The 21,032-nt window shown below is 57.4% G+C and carries 19 protein-coding genes, 1 tRNA gene and 2 pseudogenes; 20 read left to right on the top strand and 2 right to left on the bottom strand.

Going from position 1 to position 21,032, the window contains the following annotated elements; translation table 11 throughout:
* Window positions 1-67: 67 nt before the first annotated feature.
* From JFV26_RS14845 to ychF, 3 genes are all read left to right on the top strand, one after another.
* Entirely contained in the window at window positions 68-670 is a 603-nt protein-coding gene (locus JFV26_RS14845; protein ID WP_201193491.1) for a 50S ribosomal protein L25/general stress protein Ctc, read from the top strand.
* A 169-nt stretch (window positions 671-839) separates the two neighbouring features.
* Window positions 840-1,424, top strand: a complete 585-nt coding sequence (gene pth / locus JFV26_RS14840) for an aminoacyl-tRNA hydrolase (protein WP_008153430.1) — start codon at window positions 840-842, stop codon at window positions 1,422-1,424.
* Between the two features lie 22 nt (window positions 1,425-1,446).
* Window positions 1,447-2,547, top strand: coding sequence for a redox-regulated ATPase YchF (ychF, locus tag JFV26_RS14835; protein ID WP_201193489.1), 1,101 nt, complete (start codon window positions 1,447-1,449; stop codon window positions 2,545-2,547).
* A 99-nt stretch (window positions 2,548-2,646) separates the two neighbouring features.
* On the opposite strand, the gene JFV26_RS14830 is transcribed toward ychF, so the two are convergent.
* Entirely contained in the window at window positions 2,647-3,864 is a 1,218-nt protein-coding gene (locus JFV26_RS14830) for an MFS transporter (protein WP_201193487.1), read from the bottom strand.
* A 331-nt stretch (window positions 3,865-4,195) separates the two neighbouring features.
* On the opposite strand from JFV26_RS14830, the gene JFV26_RS14825 reads away from it, so the two are divergent.
* The 16 genes and pseudogenes from JFV26_RS14825 to JFV26_RS14750 all read left to right on the top strand — a co-directional run bounded on the left by JFV26_RS14825 (window position 4,196) and on the right by JFV26_RS14750 (window position 18,293).
* On the top strand, window positions 4,196-6,253 hold the full coding sequence (locus JFV26_RS14825; protein ID WP_201193485.1) for a methyl-accepting chemotaxis protein: 2,058 nt from the start codon (window positions 4,196-4,198) through the stop codon (window positions 6,251-6,253).
* Between the two features lie 116 nt (window positions 6,254-6,369).
* Window positions 6,370-6,446 (top strand) — tRNA-Met (locus JFV26_RS14820).
* A 169-nt stretch (window positions 6,447-6,615) separates the two neighbouring features.
* Window positions 6,616-7,857: a tyrosine-type recombinase/integrase gene (locus JFV26_RS14815; protein WP_201193483.1), complete on the top strand. Its 1,242-nt coding sequence runs from the start codon at window positions 6,616-6,618 to the stop codon at window positions 7,855-7,857.
* An 88-nt stretch (window positions 7,858-7,945) separates the two neighbouring features.
* Window positions 7,946-8,848 (top strand): hypothetical protein, encoded by a 903-nt coding sequence (locus tag JFV26_RS14810; protein ID WP_201193481.1) that lies wholly within the window; start codon window positions 7,946-7,948, stop codon window positions 8,846-8,848.
* Window positions 8,849-8,945: 97 nt separating this feature from the next.
* Window positions 8,946-9,212 carry a helix-turn-helix transcriptional regulator gene (locus JFV26_RS14805; RefSeq protein WP_201193479.1) on the top strand — a complete coding sequence of 89 codons (267 nt, stop codon included), beginning with the start codon at window positions 8,946-8,948 and terminating at the stop codon, window positions 9,210-9,212.
* Entirely contained in the window at window positions 9,213-9,515 is a 303-nt protein-coding gene (locus tag JFV26_RS14800; RefSeq protein ID WP_201193477.1) for a helix-turn-helix domain-containing protein, read from the top strand. It abuts the gene before it with no gap.
* 317 nt (window positions 9,516-9,832) lie between these two features.
* Complete coding sequence (locus JFV26_RS14795) at window positions 9,833-9,994, top strand: hypothetical protein (RefSeq protein ID WP_201193475.1); 162 nt, start codon at window positions 9,833-9,835, stop codon at window positions 9,992-9,994.
* Window positions 9,991-10,209 carry a hypothetical protein gene (locus JFV26_RS14790; protein WP_201193473.1) on the top strand — a complete coding sequence of 73 codons (219 nt, stop codon included), beginning with the start codon at window positions 9,991-9,993 and terminating at the stop codon, window positions 10,207-10,209. The genes JFV26_RS14795 and JFV26_RS14790 overlap by 4 nt, the downstream gene beginning before the upstream one ends.
* On the top strand, window positions 10,206-10,730 hold the full coding sequence (locus JFV26_RS14785; protein ID WP_201193471.1) for a hypothetical protein: 525 nt from the start codon (window positions 10,206-10,208) through the stop codon (window positions 10,728-10,730). Before JFV26_RS14790 ends, JFV26_RS14785 begins: the two co-directional genes overlap by 4 nt.
* A gap of 20 nt (window positions 10,731-10,750) precedes the next feature.
* Window positions 10,751-11,026 (top strand): hypothetical protein, encoded by a 276-nt coding sequence (locus tag JFV26_RS14780; RefSeq protein ID WP_201193470.1) that lies wholly within the window; start codon window positions 10,751-10,753, stop codon window positions 11,024-11,026.
* Window positions 11,019-11,883, top strand: a pseudogene (locus JFV26_RS14775) (toprim domain-containing protein). Before JFV26_RS14780 ends, JFV26_RS14775 begins: the two are co-directional and overlap by 8 nt.
* Window positions 11,870-13,671, top strand: a pseudogene (locus tag JFV26_RS14770) (DUF927 domain-containing protein). The pseudogenes JFV26_RS14775 and JFV26_RS14770 overlap by 14 nt, the downstream one beginning before the upstream one ends.
* Window positions 13,672-14,005: 334 nt before the next feature.
* On the top strand, window positions 14,006-14,314 hold the full coding sequence (locus tag JFV26_RS14765; protein ID WP_201193468.1) for a hypothetical protein: 309 nt from the start codon (window positions 14,006-14,008) through the stop codon (window positions 14,312-14,314).
* A complete protein-coding gene (locus tag JFV26_RS14760; protein WP_201193466.1) occupies window positions 14,311-14,916 on the top strand; it encodes a hypothetical protein in 606 nt (201 codons plus the stop codon). Before JFV26_RS14765 ends, JFV26_RS14760 begins: the two co-directional genes overlap by 4 nt.
* Window positions 14,917-15,119: 203 nt before the next feature.
* Window positions 15,120-17,303 carry a hypothetical protein gene (locus JFV26_RS14755; RefSeq protein WP_201193464.1) on the top strand — a complete coding sequence of 728 codons (2,184 nt, stop codon included), beginning with the start codon at window positions 15,120-15,122 and terminating at the stop codon, window positions 17,301-17,303.
* 3 nt (window positions 17,304-17,306) lie between these two features.
* On the top strand, window positions 17,307-18,293 hold the full coding sequence (locus JFV26_RS14750; RefSeq protein ID WP_201193463.1) for a hypothetical protein: 987 nt from the start codon (window positions 17,307-17,309) through the stop codon (window positions 18,291-18,293).
* Window positions 18,294-18,501: 208 nt separating this feature from the next.
* On the opposite strand, the gene JFV26_RS14745 is transcribed toward JFV26_RS14750, so the two are convergent.
* Window positions 18,502-18,888, bottom strand: a complete 387-nt coding sequence (locus JFV26_RS14745; RefSeq protein ID WP_201193461.1) for a hypothetical protein — start codon at window positions 18,886-18,888, stop codon at window positions 18,502-18,504.
* A 656-nt stretch (window positions 18,889-19,544) separates the two neighbouring features.
* Between JFV26_RS14745 and JFV26_RS14740 the strand changes: the two genes are divergently transcribed.
* The gene (locus JFV26_RS14740) at window positions 19,545-20,060 is read left to right on the top strand and encodes a DUF2939 domain-containing protein (RefSeq protein ID WP_242487845.1); all 516 of its coding nucleotides are present in this window, start codon (window positions 19,545-19,547) and stop codon (window positions 20,058-20,060) included.
* The last annotated feature ends 972 nt before the right edge of the window (window positions 20,061-21,032 follow it).

The raw sequence follows: 21,032 nt of genomic DNA, 5'->3' as shown, positions 1-21,032 counted from the left end.
TTGCCCATATCGCCTTTAGCGCTGGTCGCAACCGCTGGGGCGAATGTGGTTATTTTGGAGATACAACATGAACGATTTTACCCTGAATGCTGAAGTGCGTTCCGACCTGGGGAAAGGTGCGAGCCGCCGCCTGCGTCGTCTCGCAAGCCTGGTTCCAGCTGTAGTTTACGGTGGCGAAAAAGCCCCTGAATCGATCAGCATGCTGGCTAAAGAAGTTGCCAAACTGCTCGAAAACGAAGCGGCTTACAGCCACATCATCGAGCTGAACGTTGGCGGCACCAAGCAAAACGTAATCATCAAAGCCCTGCAGCGTCACCCGGCTAAAGGCCACGTGCTGCACGCTGACTTCGTACGCGTTGTAGCTGGCCAGAAACTGACCGCTACCGTGCCTGTACACTTCGTTGGCGAAGCTGCTCCGATCAAGAAAGGCGGCGAAATTTCGCACGTTATCGCTGAAGTCGAAGTATCTTGCCTGCCGAAAGATCTGCCTGAATTCATCGAAGTTGACCTGGCTAACGCCGAAGTCGGCTCGATCGTTCACCTGTCCGACCTCAAAGCCCCTAAAGGCGTTGAGTTTGTTGCTCTGGCTCACGGTAACGACCTGGCTGTTGCCAACGTCCACGCTCCACGTGTTGCTCCAGAAGCTACTGAAGAAGGCGCAGCAGAGTAATTTCACTCTGTTCGCCGGAGTGACCGGAAACATCGCGGACTAGAACGTAGCGAGAAAGCGGGCGAGAACGCGGAGTTTACATAATGGTAAATGAGCACTTGTCGTCCACTTTCGCCGCACTCACTGATTGCGGCGATGTTATCCACCACTCCAAGGAAGGGCCCCTATCGTGACCGCCATCAAACTGATCGTTGGCCTGGGAAATCCAGGCGCTGAATACGAACAGACCCGGCATAACGCAGGGGCCCTTTTTGTTGAGCGCATCGCAAACGCACAAGGCGTAAACCTTGTGGCGGATCGCAAATATTTCGGCCTGACCGGGCGCTATTCGCACCAGGGTCAGGATGTTCGTCTGCTGATTCCCACCACGTACATGAACCGCAGCGGCCAAGCCGTGGCGGCACTCGCTGGTTTCTTCCGCATCACGCCTGAAGAAATCCTGGTGGCGCATGACGAACTCGACCTGCCTCCGGGCGTTGCCAAACTCAAACAGGGCGGCGGCCATGGCGGTCACAACGGGTTGCGCGACATCATCGCGCAACTGGGCAATCAGAATACCTTTCATCGCTTGCGGCTTGGCATTGGCCACCCGGGCGTTGCCAGTATGGTTTCAAACTTCGTCCTGGGTCGTGCGCCACGCGCCGAACAGGAAAAACTCGATGCCAGCATCGACTTTGCCCTCGGCGTGTTGCCGGATATCCTCGCCGGGGAATGGAACCGCGCGATGAAAAACCTGCACAGCCAGAAGGCCTGACTCACTCCTCGGGGAAAACACCATGGGATTCAATTGCGGCATCGTCGGCCTGCCTAACGTCGGCAAGTCCACCCTATTCAACGCCCTGACCAAATCCGGTATCGCGGCCGAGAACTTCCCCTTCTGCACCATCGAGCCGAACACCGGTATCGTGCCGATGCCGGATCCGCGCCTGGAAGCCCTGGCGGCCATCGTCAATCCAAAGCGCATCCTGCCGACCACCATGGAGTTCGTCGACATCGCAGGCCTGGTTGCCGGCGCGTCGAAAGGCGAAGGCCTGGGCAACAAGTTCCTCGCCAACATCCGTGAAACCGATGCCATCGCCCACGTGGTCCGCTGCTTCGAAGACGAGAACGTGATCCACGTCTCCAACAGCGTCGACCCGAAACGCGACATCGAGATCATCGACCTCGAGCTGATCTTCGCCGACCTCGACAGCTGCGAGAAGCAACTGCAGAAAGTTGCCCGCAACGCCAAGGGTGGTGACAAGGACGCAGTGGTCCAAAAAGGCCTGCTGGAGCAACTGATCGCGCACTTCACCCTCGGCAAGCCTGCGCGCACGCTGATGAAGACCATGCATGCCGACGACAAAGCGGTGATTCGTGGCTTCCACCTGCTGACCACCAAGCCGGTCATGTACATCGCCAACGTCGCTGAAGACGGTTTCGAGAACAACCCGCTGCTGGACATCGTCAAGGCCATCGCCGAAGAAGAAGGCGCCATGGTGGTTCCGGTCTGCAACAAGATCGAAGCCGAAATCGCCGAGCTTGAAGACGGCGAAGAAAAAGACATGTTCCTCGAAGCCCTGGGGCTGGAAGAGCCTGGCCTGAACCGTGTGATCCGCGCAGGCTACGAGATGCTGCACTTGCAGACCTACTTCACCGCCGGTGTCGAAGAAGTCCGCGCCTGGACCGTCCGCGTCGGTGCCACCGCACCACAAGCCGCTGGCGTGATCCACACCGACTTCGAAAAAGGCTTCATCCGCGCCGAAGTCATCGCCTACGACGACTTCATCCAGTACAAGGGCGAAGCCGGCACCAAAGAAGCCGGTAAATGGCGTCTGGAAGGCAAGGATTACATCGTGAAAGACGGCGACGTGATGCACTTCCGTTTCAACGTCTAAGTTTTTTCAAGACGAAGCACCCGCCCAAGAAAAAGCCGCGTTTGATACGCGGCTTTTTTGTGCCTGAAATCCGGGCAACACCAATCCTGTAGGAGCTGTTCAAGCCTTTTTGGTTCTCGGCAGGAAGATCGCCAACACCCCGAACAGCGGCAGGAACGAACACAGGAAGTACACGTATTCGATCCCGCGAACATCCGCCAGGTGCCCCAGCAACGCCGCGCCAATCCCGCCAAAACCGAACATCAAGCCGAAGAACACCCCGGCAATCATACCGACGTTACCCGGCACCAACTCTTGCGCATAGACCACGATGGCGGAAAATGCCGAGGCCAGGATGAAACCGATGACCACACTGAGGATGCTGGTCCAGAACAGGTCGACATGGGGCAGGATCAAGGTGAACGGCGCTACGCCGAGGATCGAGAACCAGATCACCGCCTTACGCCCGATCTTGTCGCCGATCGGCCCACCGAAGAAGGTCCCCGCCGCCACCGCCCCCAGGAACAGGAACAAATGCAGCTGTGAACTGGCCACCGACAGGTCGAATTTCTCGATCAGGTAGAAGGTAAAGTAACTGGTGAAACTCGCCATGTAGAAATACTTGGAGAACACCAGCAAGCCGAGCACCACCAGTGCGCTGATCACCCGACGTTTCGACAAGCCATGGGTCGCTGCCTGACCTTGTTTGAGCTTGAACAGGTTCAGGTGGTGGGCGTACCAGCGGCTGATCCGGTACAGCACAAACAGCGCGAATACCGCGAACAACCCGAACCACGCAACGTGGCCCTGACCGTAGGGAATGATGATCGCCGCGGCCAGCAATGGACCGAAGGCCGAGCCGGCGTTACCACCGACCTGGAAGGTCGATTGCGCCAGGCCGAAACGCCCGCCCGACGCCAGTCGTGCCACGCGAGAAGCTTCCGGGTGAAAGGTCGAGGAACCGATGCCGATCAACCCGGCCGCCAACAGGATCAGCGGGAAACTGCCGACCTGGGACATCATCAAAATACCTATCAACGTGCACACCGTGCCCGCCGGCAACAGCCATGGTTTGGGATGTCGATCGGTGTAGTAACCGACCCACGGCTGTAGCAGCGAGGCCGTCAGTTGAAAGGTCAGTGTGATCAAGCCGACCTGGGTAAAGGTCAGGCCATAGTTGGCCTTGAGCATCGGGTAAATCGACGGCAGCACTGATTGAATCAAGTCGTTGATCAAGTGCGCCAGCGCCACCGCGCCGATGATGCGCATGACCAAAGGACTGCTTTGCGAAGGCGCGGGTGCCGGCGTCGAGCCGGTCTGGGCATTGCTGATAGCCATGAGAATTTCCGTACAGCAGATGGGTGCACACGGGCAGGTGCGCCAATGTGCCATTTTTCAGTGCAGCAGGCCATCCCCTTAGCCTGCTAACGACTTCGACGTTCATCGCCGAACAAGTGATAGCGCAACGCCATGGTCTGAATCTTGCCTTGCTAAACCCCTTCAACGCGGGCGCCTTACAAAGGCGACCGAGAATGGGAAGTTTCGCTACAGAGTCGGCCTACAGAGCTGGCGAGGGTGAACTTTCGAGGCCTTTTAGAGGGCACAAGTCGCGGTCGCAACGACCACGACGCACGCCAATGGTGCGTGGTGTCCAGAGGAGTCATGGGGCATGCAGGCTTTTTTATCACCGGGGATCGGGCTGCTGGGGCGTTTCGGCTTCGCACGTAAATTTCAGCTGCTGTTTCTGCTGTTTATCCTGCCACTGGCCGGCAGCCTGTGGATGATCGGCCAGGACTATCGCGACAAACTCCAACTGATTTCCGGCGAACGTGCCGGGGCTCGCCAACTGCTGGCCCTGGATGCGCTCGACAACCTGCTCGCCGCCCAACGTGACCGCGCCGCCCGCTGGCGCGCCACCGAAACCAATCGTCAGCCGACACCCGCCACAATCGCCGCCATGGGCGCGTTCGACGCAGTGCAGCCTGCCGTCGCCCAAGCCACCTCGGACCTGGGCAATGCCCTGAAAACCGAAGGCGCCGAAGGTGAAACCCTGACCCGTTACCAAGCCCTGCAAACCGCCCTCAATGGCCTCGACTCGAAAAGCCTGAGCGGAGTCGGTTGGTGGCCGGACGGTTACGATCGTTTCACCAACGCCTTGAGCGCCCTGCAAGCCCTGCGTGAACAGATCACCATGGACAACCGCCTGACCCTGGCGCCGTGGCTGGAAACCTATTTGCTGACCCAGATCTCCACCCAGCACGCCCCGGACCTGATCGAACGGGTCGGACGCCTCGCGGCGGTTGGCCAGGCGTCTGTGGTATCCGGCCAGTTCACCCTGCAAAGCCGTCTGCAACTGCGGGATTTGCGCGGTCGCATCGGTGACGCCCGCGAGCAGCTTGTTAAAACTGCCAGCCTGCTCGAAGCACGACTGCCCAGCGCCCTGCAAACCTGGGCCGGGCAGTACCATGACAGCCTCAAGCATCTGGATGCGAGCCTGAAAGTCCTCGACGACGGCGTGTTCGGCGGGAGCATCAACCTCAAGCCGGATGACTTCGAACGCAACCTCGACTCGCTGCTCACCGACCTCGCCTCGCTGCGCCAGCAATCGCTGGTGTCGCTGGATCAACGCCTGGATTACTACCACACCTCAGCCATCCGCCAATTCACCTTGGTGGCGACGATCCTGGGTTGCCTGTTGTTGGCCGCGCTGTACCTGTTCGTGTGCTTGCAGGCCTCGATCCGGCGCAGCGCCAGCGGCATCACCGTGCTGGCCGAAGCCTTGCGCGACGGCAACCTGAGCCTGCAAGTGCCGGTACAAGGTCGCGACGAATTGGCGGCAATCAGTACCGCGCTCAATGTCGCCGTGGTGCAACTGCGTAACAGTTTGCTGGGGGTCGATCACGAGACCTTGCAGTTGAGCAATGCCGTGCGCACCCTCAACGATCACTCCCGCGGTGCGCTGGGGGAAGTCGAGGCCCAGCAAATTCAGATCAGCCAGATCGCCGCTGCCGCCACGCAACTGGCTGCCACCTCTCAAGGGGTCGCCCAGAGTTGTGAACAAGCGTCCGGCAGCGCTCAGCACACCCGGCGCATCGCCGCCGACAGCAACCGCGACAGCCAACGCACGACAGCAAGCATTCAGCAGCTCAATCAGCGACTCAATGACACAGCAGCGGCATTGGGCCGGGTCAGCGAGCAGGGGCAACAGATTCAATTGGTGGTCGACACCATTCGGGGCGTCGCCGAGCAGACCAACCTGTTGGCGCTCAACGCCGCCATCGAAGCCGCTCGCGCGGGTGAGCAAGGCCGCGGCTTTGCCGTGGTGGCCGATGAAGTGCGCAGTCTTTCCAAGCGCACTCAATCGTCCACTGCGCAGATTGCCGACACCGTCGACAGCCTGCGCAACACCGTGAATGAAGCGGTAAGCCTGATGGAAGCCGCCTGCGGGCAGGCTCAATCCGATGCCGAAGCGGTTACGGGCTTGGGCGAACGCCTGGGAGAAATCGCCAGCGCCGTGCAGAGCGTCACCGACACCCTGGCGCAAATCGCCACCGCCGTCGAAGAACAAGCGAGCACGGCTGATGAGGTTAGCGGCAACATCCAGCAGGTCGATCAGGCCGCTGTCAGATTGCTCGAAGGCGCGCGGGCCGTGAACCTCGCGGCAGATACCTTGAGCCAGGGCAGCAAGGCCTTGAGCGCCAATACCGGTAGATTTCAGCTGCGTTGAGACCCCGCCCTGCCCCGATTTTTCGGGCTGGGGCGATAAGCAGTTGAAAGCGTAGAGAAATATTTTAGATTTACGCTTGACACATCGTTGTTACGAGCCAATAATGCGCGCCACTTGGCTACATAGCTCAGTTGGTTAGAGCATAGCATTCATAATGCTGGGGTCCGGGGTTCAAGTCCCTGTGTAGCCACCAAGTACCGATTTACAGATGTCTCAGGATGTCTATAAATCAAAACAAGAAGCCCGCCTAGTGCGGGCTTTCTTGTTTCTGGCTGTTCCTCATTGTATCCCCCTATACCTTCCCTCCATGTATCCCACTGTGTATCCTCGGCAAATAATTGAACCGAAGGGATACAGGTCAGATGAAGCGTTCAGAGATCAAGCGCCGCCCCCTCTCCGACACCGCGTTGGCCGGGCTAGAGCCTGACACCAAGGAGTATCGCGAGCTCGATGGGAGCAGCCTTTATTTCCGCGTGAAAACTGACGGTCAAAAGTCCTGGCAGCTTCGATACAAAAAGCCCGATGGGAAATGGTCATGGCTTGGGCTGGGCGGTTACCCAGAGGTGAGCGGATCGGTAGCCAGGCAGAAAGCCGCCGAGCTACGCGCCGACGCCGCTGATGGCAAGAACCCGATCGTCACAAAGCAGGCTCGCAAAAAAGCAGAAAGGGACACTGCCGGCGAGACTTTCGAGCCGCTAGCAAGGGAGTGGTATGCCTCACGGCTCACCAACTGGGACGCAGGAACATCGAAGCGAATCATGGGCGCCTTCGAGCGCCATGTTTTCCCCGTGTTCGGTAAGCGCCCATATGCAGAGATCACCCCGCTCGAATGGATGGAGTTTCTTCGCGGCATGGAGCAGCAGGGAATCCTCGAGCAGATGAGCCGGGTTCGCTCGTACTGCCGAGATGTCTACGACCTGGCCAGGGTAACCGGCCGGGCAACTCATAACCCGCTTGAAGGTCTGCAAAAATATCTCAAGTCCGGCAAGGCCGAGAACTACGCCCACGTGTCGCCGGATGAACTGCCCGGCCTGATACGCGCCATCGCAGCGTACCCCCATGCCCACGACGTGCGCCTAGGTCTGCGGCTGCTGAGCCTCTTCGCCGTGCGCCCCAGTGAGTTACGCGAGGCCCGGTGGTCTGAGTTCGACTTCACCAAGAAAATTTGGACGATTCCCGTCGAGCGTAAAGGCCGCAAGAAAGGCCTTGAGCACTTGGTGCCACTTTCCTCCCAAGCGATCGACGCGCTGGAGGAACTACGTCATTACACCGGCAGCTATCCCCTTCTCTTCCCAGGTCGCAGCGATCACACCAAACCGCGGAGCGACACGGTGTTCCTCATGGCACTGCGCAGAATGGGATACGAGGGGCGGCAGACTGGCCACGGCTTCAGGCATATCGCTTCAACAGTGCTCAACGAAAACGGATTCGACGAGAATCATGTCGAGGCCCAGCTTTCGCACAAGAAACCTGGCGTTGCTGGCGTTTACAACAAAGCCCAGTATCTGGCCCAGCGCACGGCGATGATGCAATGGTATGCGAACTACCTCGACGGACTGGCTGGTGGCGTGGTTGTTCAGGGTGACTTTGGAAAAAGGGCCTGAGGCGGGCCTTCCATTGTTCGCGTAGACGCATATAGACTCAAAGCCACTGTTTGCATATACAGCATCATCGATACTTGCGAGGCTCGCCGTGGAAAAGTTGTTAATGCTCAAAGAGTGGCTGACTCTTGATGAAGCCGCGACTCGGTTTTCCACTACCGCTAAAGAGTCGGTCACCCAGGCAGACATACTTCGACTAGCTCTGGACAACCATCTTCAATTATCCGTGTTTATTGACGACACACTCATTGCGAGGGAAATGGAGTTCGAGACAGAAATCGTAGATGGTGAAAAAAATCTGATGCTGGGTGATGGCTCTAGTGAAGCAGTGCGGATAAATGGAGTATGGGATCTCGCAGCCTACGGGGTTGGCGCGAGTGAGCTCGAGAGGCTTTATCGAGAGTCAAAAGGCCTAAAGCCCAGAAACGGCCTTTTTTCATCCGCTGGCTTGTATCTGCATGACGAAGACAAAACTTCCGTAATGGAGGTTCTGAGTATCAGCCTCAAATTCAAGTTTGTGGACAAAGCTCGTCACGCGGCCAAGGATACTACTGGAGTAGTAAGCAGCGATTCAGTTGTTGGAAGTCCGTCTTTGACGGTCAAGGCCGATCCATCAATGTTGGTGGACATCAGCAAGATGCTGAAGAACGGGCTGGCCGACTATGAGCCGGTTATTGATGAGAGCATCTATGCCTACTACCGGGAAACCAGCTTTCCCGATGCCTGCTTAATCGTAATTCGAAAAGACGAATTGATCGCCTTCGAGCGTAAGCATCTCGGAGGCTCGATCAAGGCTGAACTCACGCCCACCGAAAGGGAAAGCTCACATCAGATCATCGCGTCGCTTTCTGCGATGGCTGGCATTGACCTCAGCGCCCCCTATAAAGCTGTAGAGATATTGAGACAGGCCGCGGCGACCCATGGCTTGGAACTACCGGCGAGCGCCGAGACGATCGTCAAGTTTCTTGCAGGGCCAAATCGCAAGAAGCGGTAAACCCCAATGGGGTTTTGCTCAATCCCAATAGGGCCGGCAAGGCTTAAAATTTAGCATTGTGTCTCCCATCATCTCCAGCTATTACGGGAAGCGCACAATGCAAGCCATACACGCACAGCACCTACCATCTGCAGCAGCTCACAACTTCGATCCAGCGATAACTCTGATCCGCATGCCAGATCTGGAAGCCATCACTGGGCTCGCACGTCCTACCGTGTACAAACGGCTCAAAGACGACCCCACCTTTCCCCGCCCGGTCCCCCTAAGCAACAGCAAGTCGCGGGGTTCGCCGGTAGGTTTCGTGCTGGCCGAGGTCCAGGCCTGGGTGCGCCAACGCATCGCTCTGCGTGGGGAGGCTGCATAAATGACAGACAAAAAAATGGCCGACCAACAGGCCAGCCACGAAAATACTCACGTAGAGAATACCAGCGGAACCGCACAACGTGCTCGCCTTTTGGAGCGCCTGAAAGCCGGTCCGATTGACACCTTCACCGCCGTTCGCGAGTTGAACATTGTTCGCCCTGGTGCTCGCATCAACGAGCTGCGCGCCCTGGGACACAAGATCCTCACCCACCGCCTGACCTTGACTGACGATCAAGGTCGGAGTCACGGCCGCATGGCGCTGTACTACCTCAGCACCAACCCGCCCGCCGGGGTATCCGTATGACGACTATGCTCATGCCCTGCGATGAATGGTCTATAACTTCTCTTGCCAGCAATCACGCCCGCCGGTATGGTTTCCTTTGTCACATTGCTGACAACGACCTTGGCGGGTCGAATAGTAAACGGCGCAACAGCGCCCCCATTACGATTGCAGGCGCTTTTTTTGTGCTCGCATTCTCGTGTTATGGCGGGTTGCGCAGGAGCACCTTCGGGTGCGCCGGGCTCCGTTTACCCCGGTCCGCCAATCCTGTGCAACTCGCCACCCTTCTCTGCTTGGCGGCAGATTGGAGTGGCTCCAATGAAGTAAACGGAGCTACACCCATGAAACAAGCCCTCATTCCATCAAAAATTCGCGCCTTTGCTCACCGCCGCATGGCCCTGAGCGCTCTCCGCGCAAACTCGTCCCTTTCCACTCGCCTCGCCCGCTACAACGCCAACATGGTCATCGCCCGCGCTCTTGAAGCTGATGGGGGTGCCGTATGAACACCCCTATCCTCATGCCCGCCAATTCCCAAGCCGATGACCTAAGCGACGTGCAAGACATCCTCGTTCTACTGAGCCTCGCGCTTGCCCTCATCGCCTCGCCCACCACACCCATTATCGTCGCCCGCGTTACTGCCGTCATGGCGCAGCACACCGCAATGGCCTGGGCGGAGCTTCTCGACGACCTGATTGCCTCGCAAGGGGGTGCCCAATGAGCCGCCTGCTTTCGACGTCAATCAGCGCCGAACGAGAACACGCCTCTCTGTGGTGGGGCGTCCTCAATCAGTTGCGAATCACCAACGAGTTGCCGGAGTGGGTTCGCGCCCAAGACATTGGTAGCGATGCCGACTATCAGGAGTCGTTGCTCGAGAGAATCATCGTCAATCAGGCCCTGTTTGGCGTCGACGAGATTCAACAGGGAGACGACCTCGATCCATGCGCCTATGCGTGTCAGAGCCTCATTGATCTGATGGAGTTGGAGCGCACCCGTTATCTGACATGGTGGACCATGCTCAACGAAATGCGGGCGCGTAGACAGCTACCGGAATGGGTTGTGACTAACCGCATAGGTCACGGCCCGGATCATGAACGGTGGTCTGACAAAGCGGCACAGGTCAACCAGATGCTGTTTGGACAATCACGCGTTCGCCACTTAGCGACGCAGCTTCGGTTGCCTGAGGGGCCACGCCCCGATTCTCGCCAGCGCACAGCGTCGGCGACTCCCGTGAATTGCTGATTCGATAAAGGTTTAAGCACATGAAAATTCAAAATGGCGAGCCGGCGCCAACGGGATCGGCTTGCCCGAAAAAAGCCACAGAGCTGTTCTATGTGACCCATCCGAAAGCGCTGAAGGCGTTGCTTGGCCCGTTCCTGACGGAGTCTGACGCCGAGTGCGGGCGCGTAGTTATGCGTAGCGTCGACGCTCAGGTGACAGCCTGTCTCGTTGAATCCATCGACGACATCACGCACTGGCACGCCGTAAACAATGGCCGGGTTTGCCGAGTCTTCGCTGGGAGCGCTAGTCATGGATGACGCAGCGATCCTGTTTCGTGATGCGCTCCAGGCTGTTTATGGCTCGCTCGACTGGCTGCCTGTTCCCGATAGCGCCATTCACAGATTCCGCGTTCCGGACGACAAGGCCGTACGTCCTGTACCTGGACAGGATCGCCTCTGGTGCGTTTGGCAGTTGGAAGTCCGGAACCGCCAGCACCTGGTGTAGCCGCGAACCGGTGGACGCTCGCGAGGCGGCGCAGATCCGCGAGCGAATTGATCAAGCACGGCGGCAGCGCGAAGCCGAGCAACTCCGGCGCCAGCAGCAGGCCGCCGAGAGGGCTAATCATTGGTGGCGCAACGCTCGGCGCGCTTCGCCAGATCACCCATACCTCACCGCCAAAGGAGTTCGCTCCCACGGTCTGCGCCAGCGCGGCGCTGATCTACTCGTACCGCTGTACCTCGATGGCCGTCTGGTCAATTTGCAGAGAATCGCCCCCGACGGCGCCAAGCGCTTCTTGCCTGGTGGCCGCGTGAAGGGCACGTACTCGCCTCTAGGCATCATCGAGCCCGGTTCCGTGCTCTGCATCTGCGAAGGATGGGCGACGGGGGCCAGCCTCCACCAGCACGGCGGCTACGTCGTTGCGGCAGCCATGAACGCGGGCAACCTGATCCAGGCGGCGATAGGCCTTCGCGCTCGCTACCCGGACCAGCCAATCGTCATAGCCGGCGACGACGACCGGCTCACCGACGGCAACCCGGGACGCACAGCAGCGAACGCAGCCGCGGCAGCGGTGGGTGCCGAGGTGGCCTTCCCCGAATGGCCAGAAGGTTCGCCCGATGACCTTACCGATTTCAACGACCTCGCAAACTGGAAGCTCGCCAATGGCCAAGCCTGATACCAACGTGATCAACCTTCGGCCAGAAGCCGCAACCATCGCGCCTGCTCGTCCTTGCTGGGCGGTGTACGAGCACTGGGTGACCAACGAGAACGGCCGCAAGTTGCGCCCGGGCGTTTACTGGCACAGCTTCAAGCGCACCGCTGCGGATCAGGACGACGCCGAGAACGACGCCGCCGACAGGCCGATCAGCGATGAGTGGATCTCAAGCCCAGTCACGGTCGTGGCCCGGACCACCAACAGTGACGACGGCAGCGAGGGCCGGCTCCTGCGTCTGGTTACAGAGGGCGGGATCAAGGAATGGATCATTGCCATGGAAGTATTCGGCGGCAGCGGCGAGGACGCCCGGCGCGCCTTGTTCGGCATGGGCGTCATCATCGCTTTGAAGAAGCGCGGCACGTTCATGGAGTACCTGCTCGACCAGCACCCCGCCGAAGTGTTCGCCACTACCTGCCGGCCCGGCTGGCATGAGTCAGGTGCGTTCGTACTGCCCGGGCGAACGATCGGCAGTGCCAATGTTCGGTACCAGGCCAGCAACAAAGCTCAGGTGCTGTTCAGTCGGCGCGGCGAGCTGGCGCTGTGGCAGTCGGAGGTGGCGGCCAAGTGCTCGGGCAATCCGGTACTGACACTGGCGATCGGTTGTTCGCTGGCCGGCCCGCTGCTGAGTTTGATCGGCGTGCTGGGTGGCGGTGTTCACCTGGTAGGCGACAGCTCGAGCGGCAAATCGCTGGCGCAACTGATCGGTTCGTCGGTGTGGGGCGACCCGGCGTGTTCGCCGCCAGTTGGGACATGACCAAGGGCGGGCTTGAGATCGAAGCGTCGAGCCGTAACGACACGATCCTGCCGCTGGACGAGATCAAGCGCGCCGACCCTAAGCGGGTACAGGAAATGGCCTACTCCCTCGCCAATGGCCAGGGCAAAGGGACCATGACCCGAGAGCGTGAAGGCCGCGCCAAACTGAGCTGGCGGTTGCTGACGCTTTCCAGTGGCGAGCGCTCGCTCTCTGAGCACGCCGCCATTTCCGGGAATGCTGCCCACGCTGGCGCTGAACTGCGCATGGTCGACGTGAACGCCGGCACCCGCACGCATCGAGCCTTTGATGAGTTGCACGGGCTTGAGGGAGCAGACTTTCACCGGCAACTCACCGTGGCGGTAGGCGCCCACCATGGCCACCTTGGGCCAGCGTTTGTTGAGCGCCTGGTCGCCGCCGACGATAAGCCCGGCCTGCTTAGCGATTTTGACGGTATTCGTGCCCAGTTCGTTGAGGACAACGCCCAGGCGGGACGCGTGGCTGACCGGTTCGCTGTGATCGCGCTGGCCGGCGAGATGGCTATCGCTTACGGCTTGCTGCCTTGGGAACAAGGGACCGCCCTCGCCGACTGCCGCCTGCTTTATGGGGAATGGCTCTCACGTGTAGGTGGCGGTAACGCAGAGGATCGCCAGATCCTGGCCGGCATCCTCGACTTCATCGACAAACACGGCAGCAGCCGGTTTTCCGATGTCGACGCCACGGAGGTGGATGCCAAGGTCTTCAACCGCGCCGGCTACTGGGAGCTGGTTGCGGGAAAGCGGCTCTACCTGTTCAACAAGTCCGCACTCTCCGAGGCCGCTCACGGGTTCGGCCTAACTCGCGTGGTCAAGGCGCTGGAAGTTGGCGGAGCCCTGGCCAAGCGCGACACCGATCGCGATAGCCGCAAAACCAAAAAGTACCGCATCCCAGTCGGCGGGTCGGCGCGCCTGTACGTCATCGATCCCGAAGCAATGGACAGCGAAGGGGGCGGCGCATGACCACCATATCCCCTAAGTACGAATGCCCGAGTTCACAGGAACCTATAAATGTGGGGAACAGGGGGAACGGGGGAACAGCCAGTAAAACCGTGGCTTGTAGCCGTTCCCCTTATTGAATGTATGGGGAACAGGGGGGAACACAAACATGTTTTTGAATATAAGCGTGCTCCCATCCCCTGACGTTCAGTTATCACTGTTCCCCACAAAAAACGTGGGGTACGGAATCCCCATCTGAAAGCCCCGGAAACATTGGCTGTTCCCACTGTTCCCCCGTTCCCCCGTTTTTTTCTACAGACACATTTGGGCAATGGCGCAATCAGGGTGAGGTGGCGACTTGAGCCTCCTTTCTGGCCTGCTCGATCACATGCCGCCAGTCGTCATCGGTACCGAATCGCCAAAAGTGGATAGTCAGTCTCGTCCGCGCTTTGTGCTGGCCACTCGGGTCGAGCGCCCTGCTCAGTTCATCACCGCCCCACACGCAAACGCTGCCACTGCCACACCCGAGTGGCGACAGGCCCGCGACCAATACCTGAGCCACATCATGGTTTGCAGCTCCTGCTACGCACCCACCGGTCGCCATTGCACTGCTGGCGCTCACCTGCGCGCCAGCTACGACAACACACCTTTGGAGGCTCGCTCATGAGCACCAGTCTCGTTACCACCCTCGCGGACATCGCTAAAAAACCCAATGCCAGCATGAGTACCAGTCTGATCGTTGCCCGCCGTATCTGTCGCGAGTTTAGTAAGAGGCTCGAATCCATTCACAACGAACATCGGGCAATGGAGCGTAAAGCGAACCTCCTTCGCCAGAACCTGCCATTTACTTCTGGTGCAATCGCAGAGATCGAGCAGCAACTCGCCGAACACCGCTGCGATGAGCGAGATGAGCTACGCAACGTGCTCGCCTGTTTCGGGCGCTCGCTAGTGGTGGATACAGAAGGTCTGGCACTAGGGCTTGGGTTCGACCGACTGTGCGATCTGCTGGCGATCAACACAGTGGAGCGTGAGACGGCGCGCAGTGCTGGCTATACCACTATCGCCGAACTGGTGTACGCCTGCTCTCTTGAAGACAGCGCCGCTTGCCGCGGCCAAGAACCTAGCACCGCACCTCTGTTCAACGCCTGTCAGCTCGCGATTTCCACGTTCATCAGAGAATGTCCTGAGCACCTTTTCCCCGGTCCGTTCTCACCTGGCTCCCCCCTCTGTCCCGAAGCCTCACCAACCCTAGGCACCATTAAGAAATAACTATTTCGAGATGCGAGACGTTTTCGTTTTTCGCAAATGTGTCGCGACATTGAGCAACACGACAGGCCATTGGCCCAACAAACGAGAGGTGAACACATTGGATAAAAGGCATCTTCAAAATGCGAATAGCCACGAGCTATTTCGCCCTGGCTGTTCGAGGTCTCGAAATAACCTCGCACCCGTCCTTACAAAGGTAACTAGACATGGCATTTGAAGCATACGCAGTCGCCGTAAAATTATCGCTGATCAACCACGTCAGCGCTGGCATGGCGCTGATCAGCAAAAGCATGGCCACGACCGGTCAGGATGTCGACAAACTCAACGCAAAACTGTCATCGATCGGCAAACAAGCGGCCATTGGGGGCGCAATGTTTGCCGGCGGCATGGGCATTGCTACGTTGTTCAAAGCCCCGCTTGCAGAGGCCAAAAAGTACCAGACGGAAATGGCCAAATTCTCGCTATATGGCATGTCTGATGCGGTCAATGCGGAGTCTGAGCGGTTCGTCAAAGGGATGAACTCCATCGGCACCAGCATCACCACCAACATGAAGCTATTCACCGAGGCGCAGGGCGTCTTCCGGGAAAGTGGATTGCCTGGCATGGAGGCGCTGGACGGCGCCAAGCTCGCAGCGCCGACGCTCTCCAAAATTGCTTTTGCCACCTCTGGCCTGAGCGAAGAAACACAGGCCGTCATGAAAACCAGCAGCATGGCGATGATGCGTTACATCGAAGACTCGGGCGGTCTGAAATCGGCCAAGCGTTTCAATGAGCTTGCGGATGCTGGCTGGAAGATGACCCAGACCTCCGGTGGCTCGGTGAACTGGGAGCAACTGCGCCAGTTCAAGGCCCGCGGCGGTATTGCGGCCATGAACATGAGTGATGACGCAGTTGCCATGATGGAACCCATCATCACCATGCTCAAAGGCCAGACGGCCGGCTTCTCGATCAGGACCGCCTACAACAGGCTGAACGGCATCGTCAAAATTCCTAACCAGGTCGCTCACGAGCTTGTAGCCAACAAGATTTGGGATGAGAACAAGGTTATTTGGAACAAGCAGGGCGGCATCAAGGCGTTCAAAGGTAACCCGCTGATCGGTGCCGAGATGTTCAGCCAGAACCCAACGGAGTTCTACGAAAAAATCATCATGCCGATGCACAAGCGCATGGGGATCACCTCTGACTCTGCAATTGGGCAGTCAAACGCCATGCTGTTCGGCTCTACCGGCGGCGCGATGTTCACCCTCATCGACAAGAACATTGAGAAGCTTCACCACTCGCTCGAAGCGCAGCATAAAGCCCTAGGCATTGATGCTTCGGTGGAGAAAACCCGTAAAACCCTTTCAGGCAAAGAGGTTGAACTGGCAGCAAAATGGAAGGACTTAATGCTGCTGCTGGGCGATCAAGTCCTGCCAATGGCTATTGCGGGAATAACGAAGCTTAACAATGGCCTTGTTTCGCTCACCAAATGGATGGGCGTAAATCCACAATATGTCACCGCTTTCACCTATGCGCTTATTGGTCTATCAAGCTTCCTGATCGCGGGCGGCCTGCTGAACATGATCATCGCCGCAGGGCGCGGCTTCTGGCTGCTCGGTCAAGCCATGATGTTCGTCACCAGCACAGCGCTGGCACCCCTGATTCCAGCTATTGCTCGGTTCGGCACCACTCTACTGGTCTTCGGTCTGGATTTTGCCAAGGCTATGGCCGGGTTCATCATGTCGTCTGGCTTCGTCCGCGGCTTCCTGATGGCCTTCCTGTCGCCAATCAAGCTGATTGGTCAGGCTCTGTACTTCATGATCTCGCCACTGACCTTGCTACTTACCCCAGTAGGTCTGGTTGTGGTTGGTCTGGCAGCAGCGGCGCTACTGGTATGGAACAACTGGAAGGAGATCAGCGGCGCCTTGAAGCTTATGTGGGGCGACATCAAGACCGGCGTCACCAAGCTGTTCCACGGCGATATCGGCGGGGCTTTCAAGTCGTTCGCTCTGGTTTTTCTGACTGGCTGGCAGACGATCTTCAATACGCTGATCGCGGGAGCAAACATGATCCTGCCAACTTCGATGCAGATATCAAAGACGACGTTCGCCGATGAATACCGTGGCACGTCATCTCAGTTGGCGGCAGGCAAATCGGCTCCTTCTTGGGCGCTACTGCCAAGCCTCACCAATAAGTCAGATCAGTCTCTGGTGGTCCCTATACCGCCCAAGCAATCACTAACGGTGCAATTGACTCAGCCAATCCATTTGGACGGCAAGAAGATTGCAGAAGTTGTGACGGAGCACCAAGCCAAGGCATTGAGTCGCCCGCGAACCAGCACTAATGGCTTCGACCCATCTCGCAGCATGCTGATGCCAGGAACCCCTAGCACAGCCCTCCCAAGGGGATAACCGATGAGCTTCACTACCTTCCTGGACAACTTCGCCCCAGGCGGAGACCCATTTGCCACTCGTGTAATTTTGGGAGATTTCGAGTTCACCGGACTTGAGGTTCCTGAGTCGGCTACCCCGGGCGCCGGCAAGCAGCAACTCGTCATGCACAAGCTGGTCGGCGGCAAGCGCATTTTTGATGTAATGGGCGTCGACTACGACAACATTTCGTGGTCAGGCTGGATCATTGGGGCTACGGCGCAGGAGCGTGTCACGCAGTTGGAGACCATGCGAGACGAGGGCCTGCCGCTCTCCCTCAACATTGGCTCGTACTACTTCAGCGTGCTCCTATCGAACTTCGTGCCGGTGTTTGAGTTCGAGTATCGCAGGCGCTACACCCTGGAATTGACCGTGGTTTCGCGCCTCGATGCGCCGCTTACGGAAAACGCGCTGACCGGCACGCTCGACAAACTGATCAATAGCGACATTGGTGAATCATTGGGATTGGCCAGCATCATCAATTCTGATGCCGTCACCTCGTCGATCAATACCGTCAAGGATGCCGTCTCTCAGGTGCAGGGCTTTGCCAATGCCACCATCGACACGGTGCAAACGGTGATTCGCCCGCTGGTGGCCGCCCAAGCGGTTGTGCAGTCGGTTATTGCGCAAGTGGGCGCGTCAGTGAACGACATTACAACCCTTGGTGGGCTGGTGCCAGGCAACCCTGTATCGATCGCCGCCAACAACGTCATGCGCCAGAGTGCTGCGCTGACCCAGCTTGTCCCGCTCTATCAGATGCAGAGCGTGCTGGAGCGGATGCATAAGAGCGTCCTGTCCGGACCGCTGGCGAATGGCGTATCGAGTGTTATCACCAGCAACTCCAGCCTTCAGAAGGTTTCCGCAGACGCGTACGGGGATCAGTCGCGCTGGACCGAGATCGCCGCGGCCAACAGCATCATCGACCCTCAACTCGACGGCATTCAGACGATAAAAATCCCAGTAGGTGAATAGATGGACCTGAATACGAAGCTTAGTGACACCAAGAACCCTGCTGGCGGAGCGGTGTTTTTGAATATAGAGAAGGCTAAAGTCGCCTGTAAGTACCAAGGCCGGTTCGAACGGCAAACCTTCCCCTTACCAAGGGGCTAATAAGAAGAAAGCCCGACTGCCGAAGCGCAATGCCTCGGCAGTCGGTATCCCTGCCGGCGGCCTTTGTTGATCACGGAAACTCCGGCCCATGGCATTTGCCCTTCAAAAGCCATAGTGCCGTTCTTGTTGTCGGCGTGTATTTGCCATTCCTGTACGAAAACCCGGCAGAACCGAGCACTGTGCATTCTTTTGAGTCGGTTTCAAAGCTGTAATCAATGTCCCCATCCTTGGTGTCCGGATCTCCTTCAGTATCGGCTTTAGAAAATTTCATCACAGCTACAGAATTTATCTTGATTCCATTGAGTCTTGCCCGGTCGGTAAGACTTCCGACAATTGTCGGGATTTCATTTGTGATTTTTTCGATATCTTTTTGGCTTTCGTAATACTCGCTTTCAAGAGCCTGTGAGAAGCTGGAGTACGCAACCAGCAACGCAATAAAAATCAGCTTTTTACTCATATCACTCGCCAAAGATCACAGAGAAAATAACGTATAAAACGGCGATCAGCGCGGGCACTGCAAACACCATGATTACGCTACAAAAAGTGAAAAGTAGTAATCCATTTTGAAAGCCTAGCCTTGCGGACTTAGGGGGCGCAGCGGTTCGCTTGGGACGTGAAGTGCCAGTGCGAGCAGACGTTACCTCTTCGATCTTTTCGTCTCGCCACTGATAAGTCCGGCCGCGTCTTGCCATATGAGCCACCTCGAAGCATGGGTCGTTCTATACGCCACTTAGCGTAGTCGTCACAGGGAGTCGCCGCTGCTCTTCCCCCCAATGGCTCCCTGGCCGGCATCACTCATGGATGATGACCTACATGATCGGGTAGCCGCCAGATACCTTGATATTGCTCATTCGCCTCTGAGGAGGACCTGTCAAATTGATACAGCATGCTAAAGTCCATCCGAGTATCAAACTTTAGGAGGGAACCTTATGCAATGCCCTGTGTGTAACCATGAAGCTCCACAGTTCGATTTCGGCGATCCGTTGAAATGCCCAGAGTGTGGCGTGGATTACAACAAGGCACTGTCACAAACAGCGGAACGAAAGTGCTGCTGAGCTGCTCTCAGTCCCCGATAAACGCGCCTCAATAAGACAAAGAAAGCCGTTGCTGATTATGGTTGGTATAGCAGCTATAGCGCTGGCGGGGGTTGTCTCGGCACCATACGTAGCGGTCTATCAAATTCGACAGGCTGCTCAAGCTCAGGACACTGAAGCCCTGGAGGAACACATTGATTTCCCTCGCGTAAGAGAAGACCTTAAAGAGCAGGTCAACGCCTCCATCATGGCAAAAGCCAAAACAGAGCTTAAGGATAATCCGTTCGCAGCCCTAGCAACGGCATTTGCAAGTGGCATAGCAGAGAAAATGATTTCTACTCTCGTCACGCCATCTGGACTAGTTGAACTCATGAAAGGCGAGAAACCGGGCAAGCTGATATCGGGTGGTGGTGGATCAGATAAAAATATTACGACTAGAGATAATAAGCCATTCGAGAACGCCCATATGCGTTACGAAGGTTTCAGCAAGTTCGTGATTGAGGTCCCCGATAAAAATGGGGGAGCCCCATCACAGTTTATCCTTCGGCGAGATTTAATTGCATGGCGCCTAACGGGGATCAGACTTCCGTTATAGGTTGAGCCTGTCAACCTACCGCCAGGCCGAGGCACCTCAAGCAGCTACTCCCATGGTGCTTTACAAAGTTAGGTTTTGTTAGGTTCTGGTGCGCGTTCAATGACAGGTTTTGACAAGCTCTCGCGCCGACAGAGTGTTAAGTTTTACTAAGTCGCTGGCGCTGGCTAAGTCGCCCGGCATCCACGGCTTGGGGCATTCTGGGGCGGATACCCGTGATGGTTGCCAAGAGCGGTTGCCCTCATTGGTTGCCATTTTTCGCTGGTCACAAAACCACTTAGACCGAATTTTTGGGGACAGGTGTTTTCACCAGACGCTTACCTGTAATCGGCCCTATATTCGTGCATAACCTAAGTGGGTCAGAAGCCTTTACAGATGCTTACCGATCACCGGCAGTGCTCATCGCCGAGCAGGGGGAGTTGAAGGGTCTAGAATCTCAGGAGGCCCGTCCCCCAGAGTCGCAATGTCGCATCCCTACGAGGTGCAAAATGAGATCAATCATTTCTGCCTTACTTGTCATTTTTCTTTGGAGCGGCGCAGCGGCAGGAGGAGACTTCAAGCGTCCTGAGCCCAACCTAATCAACCCAGAAAAAACACTGGCTCAGGGTGGCTGCCCAGTGCGAGCAGACCCTATGTCTTATGATGGGAGTTACAAAGATTCTTGCAGTAGCTGTCAGAATCTCCGCGACACACCCACTTGCAGTACCGCTGGATGCGAAGCCTTATATTGCGTCTGCAATAAGGTTCATGGTGACCCAAAGGGTAATGGAACAACCATCTTGCTTCGTGATTGCCCTACCTGTAATTTCGGAAACGATGATGGGCATTTGTTCTGTGGGCACGATTGATTCAAGCATTCTTGGCGCGGCAGTTTTAGCGTTCGGATAGGTGACTGTGCTGGACGCTTACTCTGAGACAGAATTGTCTGGCATTGGTACGCAGACTGGTACGCACCATCGGTACGCGCCCGCCGAC

The organism is Pseudomonas sp. TH31 (genome assembly GCF_016650815.1).
Classification (GTDB): Bacteria; Pseudomonadota; Gammaproteobacteria; order Pseudomonadales; family Pseudomonadaceae; genus Aquipseudomonas.
Note: the sequence above shows the minus strand (reverse complement) of the source record. Positions and strands in the feature narration are given on the sequence as shown.

Bases quoted from the DNA above. Each gene is read 5' to 3' on its own strand.
- JFV26_RS14845 (WP_201193491.1), top strand. From the start codon at position 68: ATGAACGATTTTACCCTGAATGCTGAAGTGCGTTCCGACCTGGGGAAA.
- ychF (WP_201193489.1), top strand. From the start codon at position 1,447: ATGGGATTCAATTGCGGCATCGTCGGCCTGCCTAACGTCGGCAAGTCC.
- JFV26_RS14830 (WP_201193487.1), bottom strand. From the start codon at position 3,864: ATGGCTATCAGCAATGCCCAGACCGGCTCGACGCCGGCACCCGCGCCT.
- JFV26_RS14825 (WP_201193485.1), top strand. From the start codon at position 4,196: ATGCAGGCTTTTTTATCACCGGGGATCGGGCTGCTGGGGCGTTTCGGC.
- JFV26_RS14815 (WP_201193483.1), top strand. From the start codon at position 6,616: ATGAAGCGTTCAGAGATCAAGCGCCGCCCCCTCTCCGACACCGCGTTG.
- JFV26_RS14805 (WP_201193479.1), top strand. From the start codon at position 8,946: ATGCAAGCCATACACGCACAGCACCTACCATCTGCAGCAGCTCACAAC.
- JFV26_RS14800 (WP_201193477.1), top strand. From the start codon at position 9,213: ATGACAGACAAAAAAATGGCCGACCAACAGGCCAGCCACGAAAATACT.
- JFV26_RS14795 (WP_201193475.1), top strand. From the start codon at position 9,833: ATGAAACAAGCCCTCATTCCATCAAAAATTCGCGCCTTTGCTCACCGC.
- JFV26_RS14790 (WP_201193473.1), top strand. From the start codon at position 9,991: ATGAACACCCCTATCCTCATGCCCGCCAATTCCCAAGCCGATGACCTA.
- JFV26_RS14785 (WP_201193471.1), top strand. From the start codon at position 10,206: ATGAGCCGCCTGCTTTCGACGTCAATCAGCGCCGAACGAGAACACGCC.
- JFV26_RS14780 (WP_201193470.1), top strand. From the start codon at position 10,751: ATGAAAATTCAAAATGGCGAGCCGGCGCCAACGGGATCGGCTTGCCCG.
- JFV26_RS14760 (WP_201193466.1), top strand. From the start codon at position 14,311: ATGAGCACCAGTCTCGTTACCACCCTCGCGGACATCGCTAAAAAACCC.
- JFV26_RS14755 (WP_201193464.1), top strand. From the start codon at position 15,120: ATGGCATTTGAAGCATACGCAGTCGCCGTAAAATTATCGCTGATCAAC.
- JFV26_RS14750 (WP_201193463.1), top strand. From the start codon at position 17,307: ATGAGCTTCACTACCTTCCTGGACAACTTCGCCCCAGGCGGAGACCCA.
- JFV26_RS14745 (WP_201193461.1), bottom strand. From the start codon at position 18,888: ATGAGTAAAAAGCTGATTTTTATTGCGTTGCTGGTTGCGTACTCCAGC.
- JFV26_RS14740 (WP_242487845.1), top strand. From the start codon at position 19,545: ATGGTTGGTATAGCAGCTATAGCGCTGGCGGGGGTTGTCTCGGCACCA.